General features: G+C 64.6%; 16 protein-coding genes. 10 read left to right on the top strand and 6 right to left on the bottom strand.

Annotation, left to right across the window (positions count from 1 at the left end):
* Positions 1 to 102 precede the first annotated feature (102 nt).
* From urtA to XH92_RS29215, 7 genes are all read left to right on the top strand, one after another.
* The gene (gene urtA / locus XH92_RS29245) at positions 103 to 1,365 is read left to right on the top strand and encodes an urea ABC transporter substrate-binding protein (protein WP_028331438.1); all 1,263 of its coding nucleotides are present in this window, start codon (positions 103 to 105) and stop codon (positions 1,363 to 1,365) included.
* A gap of 116 nt (positions 1,366 to 1,481) precedes the next feature.
* Positions 1,482 to 2,408 (top strand): urea ABC transporter permease subunit UrtB, encoded by a 927-nt coding sequence (gene urtB, locus XH92_RS29240; protein ID WP_194455213.1) that lies wholly within the window; start codon positions 1,482 to 1,484, stop codon positions 2,406 to 2,408.
* Positions 2,409 to 2,425: 17 nt separating this feature from the next.
* A complete protein-coding gene (gene urtC, locus XH92_RS29235) occupies positions 2,426 to 3,559 on the top strand; it encodes an urea ABC transporter permease subunit UrtC (protein WP_194455212.1) in 1,134 nt (377 codons plus the stop codon).
* A gap of 12 nt (positions 3,560 to 3,571) precedes the next feature.
* Entirely contained in the window at positions 3,572 to 4,327 is a 756-nt protein-coding gene (gene urtD / locus XH92_RS29230) for an urea ABC transporter ATP-binding protein UrtD (protein WP_194455211.1), read from the top strand.
* 12 nt (positions 4,328 to 4,339) lie between these two features.
* Positions 4,340 to 5,029, top strand: coding sequence for an urea ABC transporter ATP-binding subunit UrtE (gene urtE, locus XH92_RS29225; RefSeq protein ID WP_050400072.1), 690 nt, complete (start codon positions 4,340 to 4,342; stop codon positions 5,027 to 5,029).
* 25 nt (positions 5,030 to 5,054) lie between these two features.
* Positions 5,055 to 6,284: a formamidase gene (gene fmdA, locus XH92_RS29220; RefSeq protein ID WP_050400074.1), complete on the top strand. Its 1,230-nt coding sequence runs from the start codon at positions 5,055 to 5,057 to the stop codon at positions 6,282 to 6,284.
* Between the two features lie 100 nt (positions 6,285 to 6,384).
* Positions 6,385 to 6,735 carry a zinc ribbon domain-containing protein gene (locus XH92_RS29215; protein ID WP_050627942.1) on the top strand — a complete coding sequence of 117 codons (351 nt, stop codon included), beginning with the start codon at positions 6,385 to 6,387 and terminating at the stop codon, positions 6,733 to 6,735.
* Between the two features lie 15 nt (positions 6,736 to 6,750).
* On the opposite strand, the gene XH92_RS29210 is transcribed toward XH92_RS29215, so the two are convergent.
* From XH92_RS29210 to XH92_RS29190, 5 genes are all read right to left on the bottom strand, one after another.
* Positions 6,751 to 7,536, bottom strand: coding sequence for an ABC transporter ATP-binding protein (locus XH92_RS29210; protein WP_194455210.1), 786 nt, complete (start codon positions 7,534 to 7,536; stop codon positions 6,751 to 6,753).
* Positions 7,533 to 8,306 (bottom strand): ABC transporter permease, encoded by a 774-nt coding sequence (locus XH92_RS29205; protein WP_194455209.1) that lies wholly within the window; start codon positions 8,304 to 8,306, stop codon positions 7,533 to 7,535. Before XH92_RS29205 ends, XH92_RS29210 begins: the two co-directional genes overlap by 4 nt.
* Positions 8,307 to 8,384: 78 nt before the next feature.
* Positions 8,385 to 9,329, bottom strand: a complete 945-nt coding sequence (locus XH92_RS29200; RefSeq protein WP_194455208.1) for an ABC transporter substrate-binding protein — start codon at positions 9,327 to 9,329, stop codon at positions 8,385 to 8,387.
* Between the two features lie 147 nt (positions 9,330 to 9,476).
* Positions 9,477 to 10,220 carry a histidine utilization repressor gene (gene hutC, locus XH92_RS29195; RefSeq protein ID WP_194455207.1) on the bottom strand — a complete coding sequence of 248 codons (744 nt, stop codon included), beginning with the start codon at positions 10,218 to 10,220 and terminating at the stop codon, positions 9,477 to 9,479.
* Complete coding sequence (locus XH92_RS29190) at positions 10,217 to 11,575, bottom strand: formimidoylglutamate deiminase (protein ID WP_194455206.1); 1,359 nt, start codon at positions 11,573 to 11,575, stop codon at positions 10,217 to 10,219. The genes hutC and XH92_RS29190 overlap by 4 nt, the downstream gene beginning before the upstream one ends.
* Positions 11,576 to 11,665: 90 nt before the next feature.
* Here XH92_RS29190 and hutI point away from each other — a divergent pair, with 90 nt between their 5' ends.
* Genes hutI through hutU form a run of 3 tightly spaced genes read left to right on the top strand, consistent with a single transcriptional unit; the run spans position 11,666 to position 16,125 of the window.
* On the top strand, positions 11,666 to 12,880 hold the full coding sequence (gene hutI / locus XH92_RS29185; protein WP_194455205.1) for an imidazolonepropionase: 1,215 nt from the start codon (positions 11,666 to 11,668) through the stop codon (positions 12,878 to 12,880).
* Positions 12,877 to 14,436, top strand: a complete 1,560-nt coding sequence (hutH, locus tag XH92_RS29180) for a histidine ammonia-lyase (RefSeq protein ID WP_194455204.1) — start codon at positions 12,877 to 12,879, stop codon at positions 14,434 to 14,436. Before hutI ends, hutH begins: the two co-directional genes overlap by 4 nt.
* Before the next feature lie 18 nt (positions 14,437 to 14,454).
* Positions 14,455 to 16,125 (top strand): urocanate hydratase, encoded by a 1,671-nt coding sequence (hutU, locus tag XH92_RS29175; protein WP_194455203.1) that lies wholly within the window; start codon positions 14,455 to 14,457, stop codon positions 16,123 to 16,125.
* Between the two features lie 44 nt (positions 16,126 to 16,169).
* On the opposite strand, the gene XH92_RS29170 is transcribed toward hutU, so the two are convergent.
* Positions 16,170 to 17,372, bottom strand: a complete 1,203-nt coding sequence (locus XH92_RS29170; protein WP_194461468.1) for an ABC transporter substrate-binding protein — start codon at positions 17,370 to 17,372, stop codon at positions 16,170 to 16,172.
* Positions 17,373 to 17,415: the final 43 nt, after the last annotated feature.

Raw genomic sequence — 17,415 nt, 5'->3', positions numbered from 1 at the left:
TATTTTGCGGTGCAGTATACGCGATCTCACGTATCAGTGCGCTGCACAAAAGTGAGCAATCCTCGCCTGATCAATAAGCGTTCTCGAACCAATGGGGTGCTCATGTCAGACGAAACAAAACCAGGCCTGAAGTCTCCGCTCCGGCGCAAGCTCTTGATGGGAATGGCTGCTTTGCCGGCCGTTTCGATGCTGGGCCGTCCCGCATTCGCCGACGTTCCTGCAACCTCCGCGGTCAACACCACCGGTCTTGCAGTCACCGATAGCGAAGTCACGGTCGGCATCCTGCACTCCGTGACCGGCACCATGGCGATCTCCGAGACCGGGTCGGTCGAGGCCGAGAAGCTCGCGATCGAGCAGATCAACGCCGCCGGCGGCGTGCTCGGCCGCAAGATCAAGTTCATCCAGGAAGACGGCGCGAGTGACTGGCCGACCTTCGCGGAAAAGGCCAAGAAGCTCCTGGTCAACGACAAATGCGCCGCCGTGATGGGCTGCTGGACCTCGGCCTCGCGCAAGGCGGTGCTGCCGGTGTTCGAGCAGTACAACGGCATGCTGTACTACCCGACCTTCTATGAGGGTCTCGAGCAGTCCAAGAACGTGATCTACACCGGGCAGGAGGCGACGCAGCAGATCATCGCCGGCCTCGACTGGGTCAACAAGACCAAGGGCGCCAAGAGCTTCTATCTGCTCGGCTCGGACTACATCTGGCCGCGCACCTCGAACAAGATCGCGCGCAAGCACATCGAGAACCATCTGCAGGGCTGCAAGGTGGTCGGCGAGGAATACTTCCCGCTCGGCTCGACCCAGTTCAATTCGGTGATCAACAAGATCAAGCTGACCAAGCCGGACGTGATCTACGCGATCATCGTCGGCGGCTCCAACGTCGCGTTCTACAAGCAGCTCAAGGCGGCGGGCATCGATCTGTCGAAGCAGACGCTGCTGACGATCTCGGTCACCGAGGACGAGATCGACGGCATCGGCGGCGAGAACATCGCGGGAGCCTATGCCTGCATGAAGTACTTCCAGTCGCTCGACAATCCGAACAACAAGGCCTTCGTGCCCGCGTTCAAGAAGATGTGGGGCGAGAAGACCGTGATCGGCGACGTCACGCAGGCCGCGTATCTCGGCCCGTGGCTGTGGAAGCTGACGGTGGAGAAGGCGCAGAGCTTCGACATCGACAAGATCGCTGCGGCGTCTCCCGGCGTCGAGTTCAAGGGCGCGCCGGAAGGTTACGTCCGGATCCACGAGAACCATCACCTCTGGTCGAAGACCCGCGTCGGTCGCGCCAAGGCCGATGGCCAGTATGAACTGATCTACGAGACCGCCGATCTCGTCGAGCCGGATCCGTTCCCCAAGGGTTACCAGTGAGATTGAGCGCGTAAGGCGCAACCTCACTTCAACGCATCGCGGCGTGGACGTCACCGCCCACGCCGCCGATCGGGCGCCGCTGCGCGCGGCGCGTGCCCCTTGGACTGGAGGACATCATGTTCGGCGACTATTCGATCAGCGATCTCGGCGCCATCCTTGCGATGCAGGGATTTGCCGGGCTCATCCTGTTCTCCGTCTACGTGCTGATGGCGCTCGGGCTTGCCATCATCTTCGGCCAGATGGGCGTCATCAACATGGCGCATGGCGAGTTCATGATCCTCGGCGCTTACGTCACCTGGATGACGTCGAACGCCGTGCAGCACGTCGCGCCCTGGCTGTTTCCCGGCTACTTCTTCATTGCGATGATCCTGGCGTTCATCGCCTCCGGCGCGCTCGGCATGCTGGTCGAATGGGCGCTGATCCGTCATCTCTACAAGCGTCCGCTCGATACGCTGCTGGCGACCTGGGGCCTCAGCCTGATTCTGCAGCAGGCCTATCGCTCGATCTTCGGCGCGCGCGAGGTCGGCGTGGAATTGCCGGAATGGATGATGGGCTCCTGGCAGGCGACCGATTCGATCCAGATTCCGATCAACGGCATGTTCGTGATGGGGCTGACCATCCTGATCACGATCGTCGTGTTCTATATCCTGTTCTGGTCGAACTGGGGCAAGCAGGTGCGCGCGGTGGTGCAGAACCGCGTGATGGCGGGCGCCGTCGGCATCAACACCGAGAAGGTCGATCGCTACACCTTCGGGCTCGGCTGCGGCATCGCCGGCATTGCAGGCTCGGCCTTCACCATGATCGGCTCGACCGGGCCGACCGCCGGCCAGCTCTACATCGTCGACACCTTCCTGGTCGTCGTGTTCGGCGGCGCAGCTTCGCTGTTCGGCACCATCGCCTCCGCGTTCTCGATCTCGCAGACCCAGTCGACGCTGGAGTTCTTCCTGTCGGGATCGATGGCCAAGGTGATCACGCTGCTCACGATCGTCGCGATCCTGATGGTGCGTCCGCAGGGGCTGTTCGCGCTCAAGGTCCGCAAATAAGAACAAGCAGGCTGGTCATGATCATCAACTCGCGCTTTTTCAATCGCTCCGAACTGCTCGGCTTCCTTGCACTCGCGGTGCTGTTGCTTGTCATCCTGCCGCTGTCGCTGGATATCTTCCGCCTCAACCTGGTCGCCAAATACCTGACCTATGCCTTCGTCGGCATCGGCCTCGTGCTGTGCTGGGGCTATGGCGGCATCCTCAGCCTGGGGCAGGGCGTGTTCTTCGGCCTCGGCGGCTACTGCATGGCGATGTACCTCAAGCTCGAGGCATCGTCGGTTGCCAACACCAAGATCCAGTCGACGCCGGGCATCCCTGATTTCATGGACTGGAACCAGCTCACCTCGCTGCCCTTCTTCTGGAAGCCGTTTCACAGTTTCCCGGTCACGCTGCTGGCGATCCTGCTGGTTCCCGCGTTCTTCGCGCTGATCATCGGCGCCGCGATGTTCAAGCGCCGGGTCGGCGGCGTGTACTTTGCGATCATCACGCAGGCGATCGCTGCGATCCTCACCATCCTGATCGTGGGGCAGCAGGGCTACACCGGCGGCATCAACGGCATTACCGACCTGCGCACGCTGCACGGCTGGGACATCCGCACCGATCACGCCAAGTTCATTCTGTATTTCGTCGAGGTTGTGCTGCTGTTCGGATGCATCGTCGCCGCGCAATTCATCCGGCTGACAAAACTCGGGCGCATCCTGGTGGCGATGAGGGAGCAGGAGGATCGCGTGCGCTTCTCCGGTTACAGCGTCGCCAACTTCAAGATCTTCGCGTTCTGTGCCGCGGCGGTGTTCGCCGCGATCGGTGGCGCCATGTTCACGCTCGAGGTCGGCTTCATGTCGCCGTCCTTCGTCGGCATCGTGCCGTCGATCGAGATGGTGATCTACACCGCGGTCGGCGGCCGGATGTCGATCTTCGGCGCGGTCTGGGGCGCGCTGCTGGTCAATTTCGCCAAGACCAGCCTCTCGGAATCCTTCCCGCAGCTCTGGCTGTTCGGCCTCGGCGCGCTGTTCATCGCGGTCGTGCTGGCTTTCCCGAACGGGCTCTCCGGCATTTGGGCCGATCATATCCAGCCGCGCATCGACCGCCTGCTGGCATCGCGACGATCAAAATCGGCGGGGCTCGTCGCCGACGGCGCACCGGCCGAGTGAGGAGGGATCATCATGCTCGTTGGCCATCAGCCCAAGGACTTCCTGCTCGCCGTCTCCGGCCTCACCGTGTCGTTTGATGGCTTCAAGGCCGTCAACGATCTCTCCTTCTATGTCGAGGAGAACGAGATCCGTGTCATCATCGGCCCCAACGGCGCCGGCAAGACCACCGTGCTCGACCTGATCTGCGGCAAGACCAAGGCGACCTCGGGCTCGATCCAGTTCCGCGGCCAGGAGCTGACGAGGCTGCGCGAGAACGAGATCGTGCAGGCCGGGGTGGGACGCAAGTTCCAGACGCCGTCGGTGTTCGAGGACCTCACCGTGTTCGAGAATCTCGAGATTTCCTTTCCGCGCGGCCGCACCGTGTTCGGCTCGCTGACCTTCCAACGCGACGACGCGGTCAAGCAGCGGGTCGAGGAGGTCGCCGAGATGATCTTCCTGAAGGACCGGCTCAACACCTATGCCGATCAGCTCAGCCATGGCCAGAAGCAATGGCTCGAGATCGGCATGCTGCTGATCCAGGACCCAGACCTCCTGATGCTCGACGAGCCGGTTGCCGGCATGAGCGTGTCCGAGCGCGCCAAGACCGCCGAGCTGCTCAACCGGATCATCAAGGACCGCTCGGTGCTGGTGATCGAGCACGACATGAAGTTCGTCGAGGACATCGCGCACAAGGTCACGGTGCTGCATCAGGGACAGATATTGTCCGAAGGCACGATGGAGCACGTCAAGAACGATCCGAAGGTGATCGAAGTTTACCTCGGCCATTAAGGATTTGAAGCGATGCTGGCAATCAATGATCTTCACGTCGCCTATGGCCAGAGCGAGGTGCTGCATGGCCTCAACGTCTCGGTCGCACCCAACGAGATCGTCGCGATCATGGGCCGCAACGGGATGGGCAAGACGACGCTGATGAAGTCCCTGATGGGCATCCTGCCGGCCAAGAGCGGCAAGGTGACCATGGACGGCACCGAGCTCGGCGCGATGAAGAGCTACGAGCGGGTGGCGAAGGGGCTCGCCTACGTGCCGCAGGGCCGCATGATCTTCTCCACCATGACGGTGAAGGAGAACATCGAGACCGGGCTCGTGGTGTCAGGCGGTTCCGAGGTGCCCGGCGATATCTACGAGCTGTTCCCGGTTCTGCTCGAGATGAAAGGCCGCCGCGGCGGCAATCTTTCGGGCGGACAGCAGCAACAGCTCGCGATCGCCCGCGCGCTTGCGACCAAGCCGAAGGTGCTGCTGCTCGACGAGCCGACCGAAGGCATCCAGCCGTCGATCATCAAGGACATGGCACGCACGTTGAAGCGGATCCGCGACGAGCGCGGGCTGTCGATCGTCGTCTCCGAGCAAGTCTTGAGCTTCGCGCTCGATATCGCCGATCGCGTGCTGGTCATCGAGAACGGCGAGATCGTCCGCGACGATCCGCGCGCCAGCGTCGATGCCGCGCAGATCTCCAAATACTTGTCCGTCTAACCAGTAAACGAAGGGGAGCATCTCGATGCCAGATACACTGATCAAGGTCGATCTCAGCAAGTCGGCCTATGAAAACGACAAGATCCACAACCGCTGGCATCCGGAGGTTCCGATCGTCGAGTGGGTCAGCCCGGGCGACGACTTCATCATCGAGACCGTCGACTGGACCGGCGGCTTCATCAAGAACAACGATTCCGCCGATGACGTGCGCGACATCGATCTGTCGATCGTGCACTTCCTGTCCGGCCCGATCGGTGTCAAGGGCGCCGAGCCCGGCGATCTCCTCGTCGTCGACCTGCTCGACGTCGGTCCCTTGAAGGAGAGCCTGTGGGGCTTCAACGGTTTCTTCTCCAAGCAGAATGGCGGCGGCTTCCTTACCGACCATTTTCCGCTGGCGCAGAAGTCGATCTGGGATATCAAGGGCCTCTACACCTCGTCGCGCCACGTCCCCGGCGTCAACTTCGCCGGCCTGATTCATCCCGGCCTGATCGGCTGTCTGCCCGATGCCAAGATGCTGGCGGCCTGGAACGCGCGCGAAGCCGAGCTGATCGCGACCAACCCGACCCGTGTGCCGGGCCTCGCCAATCCGCCGTTCGCGCCGACCGCGCATGCCGGCCAGGCCAAGGGCGACGTCAAGGCCAAGATCGGCCTCGAGGGCGCGCGCACCGTGCCGCCGCGCGAGCATGGCGGCAATTGCGACATCAAGGATCTGTCGCGCGGCTCGAAGATCTATTTCCCGGTCTATGTGCCGGGCGGCGGGCTCTCGATGGGCGACCTGCATTTCAGCCAGGGCGACGGCGAGATCACCTTCTGCGGCGCCATCGAAATGGCAGGCTGGCTGCACATCAAGGTCGACGTCATCAAGGACGGCGTCTCGAAATACGGCATCAAGAATCCCGTGTTCAAGCCGTCGCCGATCACGCCGAACTACAAGGACTATCTGATCTTTGAGGGCATCTCGGTCGACGAGGCCGGCAAGCAGCACTATCTCGACGTCCACATCGCCTATCGTCAGGCCTGCCTGAACGCGATCGAGTATCTGAAGAAGTTCGGCTACTCCGGCGCCCAGGCCTATTCGATCCTCGGCACCGCGCCGTGCCAGGGCCATATCTCCGGCGTCGTCGACGTGCCCAACGCCTGCGCCACGCTGTGGCTGCCGACGGAGATATTCGACTTCGACGTGATGCCGTCGTCGGCGGGACCGATCAAGCACATCAAGGGCGACGTGCAGATGCCGATCTCGCCCGACAAGTGATCCTTTAGGCGATCCCTGCGCGAAGGGTGCGGGACGGCTGCGTATTTGGCCGCCCCGCACCCATCGCCGGGCTTCACACGACTGCGCAAGGATTAGGGAAATGCCGATCTACGAATATCTCTGCAACGACTGCGGCCCGTTCACCGACATGCGGCCGATGGCGGAATGCGACCTGCCGCAGGACTGCCCACAATGCGAGACGACGTCGCCGCGCGTGATCCTGACCGCACCGGCGTTCTTCTGCATGCCCTCGGACAAGCGCAAGGCGCATGCCACCAACGAGCAGAGCCGGCACGCGCCGAAGACGCTCGACCAGTACAAGGCTGCGCATGGCCCGGGCTGCGGCTGCTGCTCTTCCTCGGGAAAGAAGAAGCCGGCGCGACTGATGACCAAGACCAAGAGCGGCGCGAAGGGTTTTCCGACCGCGCGTCCCTGGATGATCAGCCACTGACAGAGTGGCGGATCATCAGGCCTGTTCGGCGACCTTCAGGGCCTCGGTGCGGATCTCCTCGACCAGCCGCTCCTTCAGAGCGACGAATTCGGGCGTGGTCTTGATCTTGTAGGAGCGCGGATGCGGCAAGTCGACCGCGATCTCGGCCTTGATGCGGCCGGGACGCGCGCTCATGACGATGACGCGGCTGCCGAGGAAGATCGCTTCCTCGATGTCGTGGGTGACGAACAGCACCGTCTTCTGGTCGCGCTCCCAGATCCCGAGCAGCATCTCCTGCATCAATGCCCGCGTCTGGTTGTCGAGCGCGCCGAACGGCTCGTCGAGCAGCAGGATCTTCGGATCATTGGCCAGCGCCCGGGCGATCGCGGTGCGCTGCTGCATGCCGCCCGACAGCTGCTTGGGCCAGTGGTTTTCGAAGCCCGATAGCCCGACCCGGCGGATGAAGGCGTCCGCGATGTCATGACGCTCTCCTTGCGGAACGCCGCGCTCGCGCAGGCCGAAGGCGATGTTCTCGCGCACGGTCAGCCAGGGAAACAGCGTGTAGGACTGAAACACCATGCCGCGATCGGCGCCGGGGCCGGTGACCTCGCGCCCGTCGAGCGTAACCCGCCCGCTGGTCGGCCGGTCGAGCCCGGCGATGATCCGGAGCAGGGTGGATTTTCCGCAGCCGGACGGGCCAAGGATGGTGACGAAGTCGTTGTCGCCGACATCGAGCGTGGTCGGCTCGAGCGCTCTCGTCGGCGCGTGGCCGGCGCGGGCGGGAAAGGTTCGCGAGACCTGTTCGATCCTGAGCGCGGTCATGCGAGCTTCCACGGAAACAGCCAGGCGTTGAACGCCTTGAACAGGAAATCGGAGATCAGGCCGATCAGCCCGATGACGATGATGCCGAAGATGATCTGGCCGGTGTTGAGCAGCGCCTGGCTGTCGGTGATCATGTGCCCGATGCCGGACGATGAACCGATCAGCTCGGCCACGATGACGTAGGTCCAGGCCCAGCCGAGCACCAGCCGCAGGATCTCGGCAATCTCGGGCGCGGCAGAGGGCAGCAGCACGCGGCGGATGACGCCGCTGTCGCGGGCGCCGAGCGTGTAGGCGGCCTCGACCAGATCGCGCCGTGTGGCGCCGACGGTGACGGCCACCATCAGGATGATCTGGAACACCGCACCGATGAAGATCACGAGTAGTTTTTGCAGCTCGCCGATACCGGCCCACAGGATCAACAGCGGGATGAAGGCGGAGGCCGGCAGATAGCGCGCAAAGGACACGAAGGGTTCGAGGAAGGCCTCGACCGGCTTGTAAGCGCCCATCAGCACACCGAGCGGGACTGCAATGACGGCGGCGAGGGCAAAGCCGCCGACGACGCGCCAGACCGTCATGCCGATATCGAACAGAAAACCTTGCTTGGCGAGCAGCTCATAGCCTTCCTGCATCATGGTGAGCGGGTTGGCGAGGAATGTCTTCGACACATGGCCGCCGAACGTCGCCCAGGACCAGAGGGCGACGAACAGCACGAAGAAAGCGAGGCCGTAGGCCACGCGCTGCTTCGATGTTGTGGGCTCGAGGGGACGCATCAATTGATCCAGGCGTATCTCACGCGCCAGTCCCGCCCGGCTTGTCGCGAGGCAGGACCGGCCGAAATGATGACTGCGTTACTTGATGAAGCTCGCGTCGTAGATGTCTTCGATCTTCGGCGCCGCCTTGATGATGCCGACCTCGAGCAGGAGCTCTGCTGCGTCCTTGTTGAAGCTGAGGAAGTCGCCGGCGAAGAATTTCTGGTTGGCGGCTTTGTCCTGCCAGCGCAGGTACTTTGCCGAGTTGCCGAACTGCTCGCCACTCTGCTTTACGTCCGCGCCCATGATCTCATAGGCCTTGGCCTGATCCTTGGCGATCATGTCGAGCGCCTCGAAATAGCTGTCGGCCAGCGCCTGGGCTGCCTTCGGATTGTCGGTCAGGAATTTCGGCGTGCAGCCGAACGTGTCCATCACGATCGGATAGTCGAGCGTGGTGGCGATGATCTTGCCCTTGTCGGGGGCGGCACGCACCGTCGACAGATAGGGCTCGTAGGTCATCGCGGCATCGTTCTGGCCGGAGACGAAAGCCTGCGCCGCCGCGGCCGGCTCCAGATTGACCACCGTGACGTCCTTTACCGTGAGGCCGTTCTTCTTCAGCATCCAGGCCAGCGCGAAATAGGGCGAGGTGCCCGGCGCCGATGCCGCGACGGTCTTGCCCTTCAGATCCTTGATCGCGGCGACGTCGTTGCGCACGGCCATGCCGTCGGCGCCATAGCTCTTGTCGAGCTGGAAGATTTGCTTGGTCGCGACGCCATTGGCATTCCAGGAGATCCAGGTCTCCACCGTCGTGGCCGCGCACTGGATGTCGCCCGAGGCGATCGCCAGATGCCGGTCCTTCTGCGGAATCTTCGTCAAGGTCACGTCGAGGCCGTTCTTCTTGAAGATGCCGGCTTCCTTGGCGAGCGTCAGCGGCGCGAAGCCGGTCCATCCGGAGATGCCGACGCCGACCTTGACGTCATCCGCGAATGCTGCAGTGGACGCGAGCAGTGCTGCGATTGCGGGCAATAGCTTGAAGGAACGCATGATTGTCGACCCCTTGAACGATGGATTGAACCCAGTTGATGTCTTCACGTCGTGATGTCTTTTCAGTCGCGGCGGATTGCCGTATGACGCATGGCGGTGGATGGTGGCCCATGATGCATTGCATGAATTATGCCGCGCAAGACGTCCTCAGCCTCCCTTGAACCGAGCGACCAGCCGGTGCGTCTCGCCTGGATAATGCAGCCGCACCGCCGTCACCGTGCGGGCGCTGCGCCAGGTGTAGCGGTCGATCACAAGGCAGGGCGCGCCGACCGCGATGTCGAGCGCCTTCGCCGTGCGATCGTCCGCAACAATCGCGCTGATCGTATGCTCGGCTTCCGTCCACGGCACATGATGCAGCAGCCATGATCCCGGCGGTTCGCGCGCAAAGTCCGCCGTCGCGGCTTCCGGCACCGTCGAGAGATCGATCAGCCTGTCCTCGACCGCGAATGGCACGTTGTCGGCGCTGTGCCGGCATGCGATCGCGATCACTTTGCCGGCGGTGCTCACGCCGAGCCGGGCCCGATCGGCTGCGGTCGCGGCACGACGCTGGCAATCGATCAGCTGATAGCCGTAGCTGCGGCCGAGCGCAGTGATCTCGGCACGGATGTCGGCGATCTTGAGCACCGCCGACATGTGCTGCGGACGGCGCACGAATGAGCCGGCACGCCGCCGCCGCTCGATCAGGTCCGCTTGCGCCAGTTCCGACAACGCCTTGTTGACCGTCATGCGCGAGCAGCGATAGCGCGCCATCAGCTGGTGCTCGAACGGGATGCGATGACCCGGAGGCCATTCGCCGGTCAGGATCCGGGTCTCGATATCGAGCCTGATCCGCTTGTAGAGTGTCGGCTTGCCGCTTGCGCCCGGTTTAGCCCGTTCGGAGGCGAGGCTCATGCGACGAGCCTCCGGACGCTGGCATTGAACCGCTCCCGCGCCGCATCGCGCAGCCTGTGCCGTCCGCCCGCGACCACCTTGTCGCCACCGGCCCAGACGCAATCGATCGCATCGCTTCCGGACGCAAACAGCCAGCCGTCGAGCACGGCATCGCTCGACCGTCCCGCCAGGGATGGGTGTGCAGTGTCGAGGGTGACGATGTCGGCACGCGCGCCCGGCACGAGCCCCGCATTGGTCTGCGCGAGAGCCTGTGCGCCGCCGGCGAGCGCGTGATCGAACAGGGCGCGGCCGGTCGATGCGCCGGGGCGACCCGAGAGCACGTTGCGCTCGCGGTGCTTCAGCCGCTGGCCGTATTCCAGTTGACGAAGCTCGTCGGCGACCCCGACCAGTACGTTGGAATCGGTCCCGATGCCGAACCGGCCGGATGCGGCGAGGAACTCGCGCGCCGAAAAGATGCCGTCGCCGAGGCTTGCTTCAGTCACCGGGCAGAGCCCGGCAACGGCGCCGCTGCCGGCGAGCGCGGCGACTTCCTGCTCCGTCATGTGGGTTGCATGAATCAGGCACCAGCGCCGATCGACCGGGGCATGCTCCAGCAGCCATTCCACCGGCCGCTGCCCCGACCAGGCAAGGCAATCTTCCACCTCGCGCATCTGTTCGGCGGCGTGGATATGGATTGGGTCGGCACCGGCGAGCGGAATGATCGCCGCGAACTCGTCTGGCGCCACGGCGCGCAGGCTGTGCGGCGCGATGCCGATGTTGGCGCCAGGCAGTTTTCGGATCGCTTCGCGCGAGGCTGCCATCAGCGCGGCGAATTGATCGACCGAGCAGATGAAGCGGCGCTGCCCGGCATGCGGTGCTGCGCCGCCGAAAGTGCCGTGGGCATAAAAGCTGGGCAGCAGCGTAAGTCCGATGCCGGACGCTCCAGCCGCCTCTGCGATACGCACCGCCATCTCGGCGGGATTGGCGTAGGGCGCGCCGTCCCGATCGTGATGGAGATAGTGAAACTCGCCGACGCGGGTGAAGCCGCGCTCGAGCATCTCGACATAGAGCAGGGTCGCAACGTCAGCGACGTCGTCCGGCGTCATCGTCAGCGCGAAGCGATACATCGTCTCGCGCCAGGTCCAAAACGTATCGGTGGTGTCACCGCGCAGTTCGGCAAGGCCGGCCATGCCGCGCTGAAACGCGTGGCTATGCAGGCTCGCCAGCCCCGGAACCGCCAATTGGTGACGCTCGTCGCCGGCGGCCGGCGCAACGCCTGCCGTCACCGCGGCGATCGCGCCGTCAGTGAGCACGATTTGCACGTCATTGGCCCAGCCCGAAGGCAGCAGCGCGAATGCGAAATGCAGTCGTGTCATTTCATTTTTCCACGCCGGCTGGACAGAACCCCCACACGATTATATGTCTAGACATATAAGTCAAGCATCCCACCTCAAGGGGACGATCGCATGGCAGAGCGTTTCGACCGCATCTGGCACAATGCCCGGCTCGCCACGATGCGCGGCGATCGCCCCGATCTCGGCGAGATCGAGCGGGGTCTGATCGCGGCGCGCGACGGCCGCATCGTCTATGCGGGGGCACAGTCGAATTTTCCTGTGGATGCGGATGCCGTGGAGCGGATCGATTGCGGCGGCCGCTGGATCACGCCCGGGCTGGTCGATTGCCACACCCATCTCGTCTATGGCGGCAACCGTGCGCACGAATTCGAGCTGCGCCTGAAGGGCGCGGGCTATGAGGAGATCGCGCGCGCGGGCGGCGGCATCGTCTCGACCGTCGCCGCAACGCGCAGCGCGACCGAGGCCGAGCTTGTCGCCGGCGCACTGCCGCGACTCGACGCGCTGATCGGCGAAGGCGCAACCACCGTCGAGATCAAGTCCGGCTATGGCCTCAATGCCGAGACCGAGATGCGGCAGCTGGCGGCGGCACGTAGCCTCGGCCGCCAGCGCCCGGTTGCGATCCGCACATCGTTTCTCGGCGCGCATGCGCTGCCGCCCGAGGCCAATGGCGACAAGGACCGCTACATCGATCTGGTCTGCAACGAGATGCTGCCGGCGGTGGCCAAGGCCGGCCTTGCCGATGCCGTCGACGGCTTCATGGAAGGCATTGCATTTTCCGGAGAACAGACGGCGCGGGTGTTCGCAGCGGCGCGTGCGCTCGGGCTGCCCGTGAAGCTGCATGCTGATCAGTTGTCGAATCTCGGCGGCGCGGCACTCGCCGCGGAGTTTTCCGCGCTATCGGCCGACCATCTGGAGCACACCGATGAAGCCGGTGCTGTTGCAATGGCGAAGGCGGGGACAACAGCGGTGCTGCTGCCCGGCGCATTCTATTTCATTCGCGAAACGCAGAAGCCGCCGGTCGAGCTGTTCCGCAGCCACGGTGTGAACATGGCGCTGGCGACCGACTGCAATCCCGGCAGCTCGCCGCTGACCTCGCTGCTGCTTGCGATGAACATGGGCGCAACGCTGTTCCGGATGACCGTCGCCGAATGCCTCGCCGGGGTGACGCGGGAAGGGGCGCGCGCGCTCGGCATGCTTGCCGAGACCGGCACGCTGGAAGCCGGCAAATGGTGCGATCTGGCGATCTGGGACATCGAGCGTCCTGCCGAGCTGGTCTACCGCATCGGTTTCAATCCGTTGCACAGCCGGGTGTGGAGAGGGCAATGAGCGATACGGACGCTCCCATTGTCGTGACGCCCGGCACGGTCGGCCTCGACGTGCTGGCGCGCGTGCTTGCCGGCGCGCCCATTGCGCTCGATCCCTCGTTCTGGCCGCGCGTCGAGGCCGCTGCGGGGATCGTGGCGAAAGCGGCGCAGACCGACGTGCCCGCGTACGGCATCAATACCGGCTTCGGGAAGCTGGCCTCGACGCGCATTGCACCCGATCAGACCGCGCTGCTTCAGCGCAACCTCATCCTGTCGCATTGCTGCGGGGTTGGCCCGGCGACGCCCGAGCCGATCGTGCGCCTGATGATGGCGCTGAAGGTGATCTCGCTGGGGCGCGGCGCGTCCGGCGTGCGGCGTGATGTGATCGAGCAGTTGCAGGGCATGCTGGCGCGCGGTGTCGCTCCGCTGGTGCCGCAGCAGGGCTCGGTCGGCGCTTCCGGCGATCTGGCGCCGCTCGCCCATATGACCGCGGTCATGATCGGGGAGGGGCAGGCGTTCCTCGATGGCAGGATCGTGCCGGGTCACGACGCGCTTGCCACTGCAGGGCTCGCGCCGCTGACGCTCGGCCCCAAGGAGGGGCTCGCGCTGATCAACGGCACGCAGTTTTCGACGGCCTATGCGATTTCCGGCCTGCTGCGCGCGCACCGTCTGGCGTGTTCCGCGCTGGTGACCGGTGCGCTGTCAGTCGATGCGGCGATGGCTTCCACGGTGCCGTTTCGTCCGGAGATTCAATCGCTGCGTGGCCATGATGGACAGATCGCCGCGGCTGCGGCGCTGACCGCGTTGCTCGACGGCAGTGACATCAGGCAATCTCACCTCGAAGGCGATGAGCGCGTTCAGGACCCGTATTGCCTGCGCTGCCAGCCGCAGGTCGCGGGCGCCGTGCTCGATCTGCTGGCGCAAGCCGCGCGCGGATTGACGATCGAGGCTAATGCCGTGACCGATAACCCGCTGGTCCTGGTCGAGACCGGTGAGATCGTCTCCGGCGGCAATTTCCACGCTGAGCCGGTGGCGTTTGCTGCCGACCAGATCGCGCTGGCGCTCTCGGAGGTCGGCGCGACCAGCGAGCGCCGGATCGCGACCCTCGTCGATCCCGCCTTGAACTTCGGTCTGCCGCCGTTCCTGACGCCCGACCCCGGCATCAATTCCGGGTTCATGATCGCCGAGGTGACGGCGGCCGCGCTCTACGCCGAGACCAAGCAGCGCGCGATGCCGTGCTCGATCGACTCCACACCGACCAGCGCCAATCAGGAGGATCACGTCTCGATGGCCGCGCATGCCGCGCGCCGGCTTTCCGACATGGCCGACAACCTCGCGGCCATCCTCGGCATTGAGCTGCTGGTCGCAGCGCAAGGCATCACGCTGCGCGCGCCGCACTCGACAAGCGCGCCGCTCGCTGCGGTGATTGCCGCGTTGCGCGTGCATGTTCCGGCGCTGGCCGCCGACCGCTACATGGCTGACGATCTCGCAAAGGCCGCGTCGCTGATCGAGGCCGACGCGTTGCCCGCCGCTGCGGTCGCGGTGCTTCCGACCGATCCGTTTCCAAAACTTGCTTAGCCGACAGGGACATCCGTCATGAACCGCCGACTGGATAACGAACGTATCATCCGCGCTTCTCGCGGCACCGAGATCAGCGCGAAGAGCTGGCTGACGGAAGCGCCGCTGCGCATGCTGATGAACAATCTGGATCCCGATGTCGCCGAGCGCCCGAGCGAGCTCGTGGTCTATGGCGGCATCGGCCGCGCGGCGCGCGACTGGGAGAGCTTTGACCGGATTGCCGCCTCGTTGCGCAAGCTCGAAGGCGATCAGACGCTGCTGGTGCAGTCCGGCAAGCCGGTCGGCATCTTCCGCACTCACGCCGATGCGCCGCGCGTGCTGATCGCGAATTCGAACCTGGTGCCGCATTGGGCGACGCTCGATCATTTCAACGAGCTCGACCGCCAGGGCCTGATGATGTTCGGCCAGATGACGGCGGGCTCCTGGATCTATATCGGCAGCCAGGGCATCGTGCAGGGGACCTATGAGACGTTCGTCGAGGTCGGCCGCCGGCACTATGGCGGCAGTCTTGCGGGCAAATGGATCCTGACGGCGGGCCTTGGTGGCATGGGCGGCGCCCAGCCGCTGGCCGCGACCATGGCCGGCGCCTCGATGCTCGCCGTCGAGTGCCAGCCGAGCCGGATCGAGATGCGTCTGCGCACGGGATACCTCGATCGCCAGGCGGCGACGCTCGATGAAGCCCTCGCGATCATCGCCGACGCCGCCAAGGCTCAAAAGCCGGTGTCGGTCGGCCTGCTCGGCAATGCGGCCGAGATCTTTCCCGAGCTGGTGCGCCGCGGCGTGCGGCCGGATATCGTCACCGACCAGACCAGCGCGCACGATCCGATCAACGGCTATCTGCCCAAGGGATGGACGCTCGCCGATTGGGAGGCGCGGCGCGCCGCCGATCCGAAGGCGGTCGAGACGGCAGCCAAGACCTCGATGGTCGATCATGTCCAGGCCATGCTGGATTTCCACGCGCAAGGCATTCCGACGCTCGACTACGGCAACAACATCCGCCAGATGGCAAAGGACATGGGCCTGAAGCAGGCATTCGATTTTCCGGGGTTCGTTCCGGCCTATATCCGGCCGCTGTTCTGTCGCGGCGTCGGGCCGTTCCGCTGGGCGGCGTTGTCGGGCGATCCCGAGGACATCTTCAAGACCGATGCCAAGGTCAAGGAGCTTATGCCCAACGATGGCCATCTGCATAATTGGCTCGACATGGCGAAGGCGCGCATCAAGTTCCAGGGGCTGCCGGCGCGGATTTGCTGGGTCGGGCTCGGCGACCGCCATCGGCTCGGCCTTGCCTTCAACGAGATGGTGGCGCGCGGAGAGCTCAAGGCGCCGATCGTGATCGGCCGCGATCATCTCGACAGCGGCTCGGTGGCAAGCCCGAACCGCGAGACCGAAGCGATGCGTGACGGCTCGGACGCGGTGTCCGACTGGCCGCTGCTCAATGCGCTGCTCAACTGCGCGAGCGGCGCCACCTGGGTGTCGCTGCACCATGGCGGCGGCGTCGGCATCGGCTATTCGCAGCACGCCGGCATGGTGATCGTCGCCGACGGCACGCCGGAGGCGGCGCGCCGGCTCGAACGCGTGCTGTGGAACGACCCGGCGACCGGTGTCATGCGTCACGCCGACGCTGGCTATGAAACGGCGATCGAATGCGCCCGCGCCAACGGGCTCGATCTGCCGAGCTTGCGCGCGTGAGCTGACGTTGGCGAGAAGCCCATGACGGTTCTCGCCAACCCGGCTCAATCGGCCGACAGCGGCTCGCCGGTCAGCGACCAGCTCTCGCCATCGAATGTCGCGATCCGCAAGGTCCTGAACGGCGTGTAGTCGCCGGGTCGGGTGCCGATCGTGACGCCCGGCAGCATCATCGGCAGCCGCTCGCCGTTCAGCGACGTCGCCTGCTTGATCAGGTTCTCACGAGTGAGGTCGTCGCCGCATTTGCGCAAGGCCAGCTCCACGGCGTGCACGTTCATATAGGCAACCAGCACCGAATAGTCGTCCGGATTGGCCGAGGGCGCGTACGTCTTCAGGAAATCCTTGTAGGCCTTGACCTCGTCGTCATTGGCCCAGGCCGGGTCGCCAGGCTGCTTGAGGAATTGCGTGGTGACCAGCCCCTTCGATGCTTCGAGGCCCGCGGGCTTCAGGATGGTTTCGACCGACGCCGTCGAGCCGCCGATCACGTGCAGCGGCTTCCAGCCGAGCTCATAGACCTTGCGGATCGATTGCGCGGCGGCCTTCGACGACGACTGCTCGATCAGCGTGTCGACGCCGGCGGCCTTCAGCTGCACGATCTGCGAGTCGATCGTCGGGTCGGCAAGCTCGTAGGAGGCCTGGGCGACGATCAGCTCGGCCTTCGGACCGAGCCCGGCGCGCAGGCCCTTGAGGTAGTCCTTGCCGTAGTCGTCATTCTGGTAGAGCACGCCGATCCTGGCGTCGGGCTTTGCCCGCAGGATGTACTTGGCGACGACGCGGCCTTCGGTTTCGAAGTCCGGATAGAGCGGGATCGTCCACGGGAACGTCTTGGGATCGTTGAAGCGGCGTCCGCCGGCGGTGATGAAGAGCTGCGGCACCTGCTTGGCGTTGAGGTATTTCTGGATCGCGACGTTGGGCGCAGTGCCGATCGTGCCGACCTCGGCCAATATGCCGACGTCCTCGATCAGCTTGCGGGATTGCTCGACCGCCTTCGGCGCGCTGTAGGCATTGTCGAGCTGGGTGAAGCTGATCTTGCGGCTGTTGATGCCGCCCTTGGTATTCAGCATCTCGAAATAGCCGACCACGGCACGTCCGGCGCCGGCGCCGAACGCGGAGGCGGGGCCGCTCAGCGGCGTCGACTGGCCGAGCTTGATCTCGGTGTCGCTGACCCCGGGTCCATAGGCTTTCTGCGCGTAAGCAGGCGCCGCCAGCAGGGCTGACAGCGCGACGGCTGCCAATGCCCGGTCGATGATGTGGTTCAAGGTCGTCTCTCCCTGTAATTCGTTTCTTGTTGCA

It is taken from the genome of Bradyrhizobium sp. CCBAU 53421, assembly GCF_015291625.1.
Taxonomy (GTDB): Bacteria; Pseudomonadota; Alphaproteobacteria; order Rhizobiales; family Xanthobacteraceae; genus Bradyrhizobium.
Note: the sequence above shows the minus strand (reverse complement) of the source record. Positions and strands in the feature narration are given on the sequence as shown.

Bases quoted from the DNA above. Each gene is read 5' to 3' on its own strand.
- XH92_RS29215 (WP_050627942.1), top strand. From the start codon at position 6,385: ATGCCGATCTACGAATATCTCTGCAACGACTGCGGCCCGTTCACCGAC.
- urtE (WP_050400072.1), top strand. From the start codon at position 4,340: ATGCTGGCAATCAATGATCTTCACGTCGCCTATGGCCAGAGCGAGGTG.
- urtC (WP_194455212.1), top strand. From the start codon at position 2,426: ATGATCATCAACTCGCGCTTTTTCAATCGCTCCGAACTGCTCGGCTTC.
- urtB (WP_194455213.1), top strand. From the start codon at position 1,482: ATGTTCGGCGACTATTCGATCAGCGATCTCGGCGCCATCCTTGCGATG.
- fmdA (WP_050400074.1), top strand. From the start codon at position 5,055: ATGCCAGATACACTGATCAAGGTCGATCTCAGCAAGTCGGCCTATGAA.
- urtD (WP_194455211.1), top strand. From the start codon at position 3,572: ATGCTCGTTGGCCATCAGCCCAAGGACTTCCTGCTCGCCGTCTCCGGC.
- XH92_RS29205 (WP_194455209.1), bottom strand. From the start codon at position 8,306: ATGCGTCCCCTCGAGCCCACAACATCGAAGCAGCGCGTGGCCTACGGC.
- XH92_RS29210 (WP_194455210.1), bottom strand. From the start codon at position 7,536: ATGACCGCGCTCAGGATCGAACAGGTCTCGCGAACCTTTCCCGCCCGC.
- XH92_RS29200 (WP_194455208.1), bottom strand. From the start codon at position 9,329: ATGCGTTCCTTCAAGCTATTGCCCGCAATCGCAGCACTGCTCGCGTCC.
- urtA (WP_028331438.1), top strand. From the start codon at position 103: ATGTCAGACGAAACAAAACCAGGCCTGAAGTCTCCGCTCCGGCGCAAG.
- hutI (WP_194455205.1), top strand. From the start codon at position 11,666: ATGGCAGAGCGTTTCGACCGCATCTGGCACAATGCCCGGCTCGCCACG.
- hutU (WP_194455203.1), top strand. From the start codon at position 14,455: ATGAACCGCCGACTGGATAACGAACGTATCATCCGCGCTTCTCGCGGC.
- hutH (WP_194455204.1), top strand. From the start codon at position 12,877: ATGAGCGATACGGACGCTCCCATTGTCGTGACGCCCGGCACGGTCGGC.
- hutC (WP_194455207.1), bottom strand. From the start codon at position 10,220: ATGAGCCTCGCCTCCGAACGGGCTAAACCGGGCGCAAGCGGCAAGCCG.
- XH92_RS29190 (WP_194455206.1), bottom strand. From the start codon at position 11,575: ATGACACGACTGCATTTCGCATTCGCGCTGCTGCCTTCGGGCTGGGCC.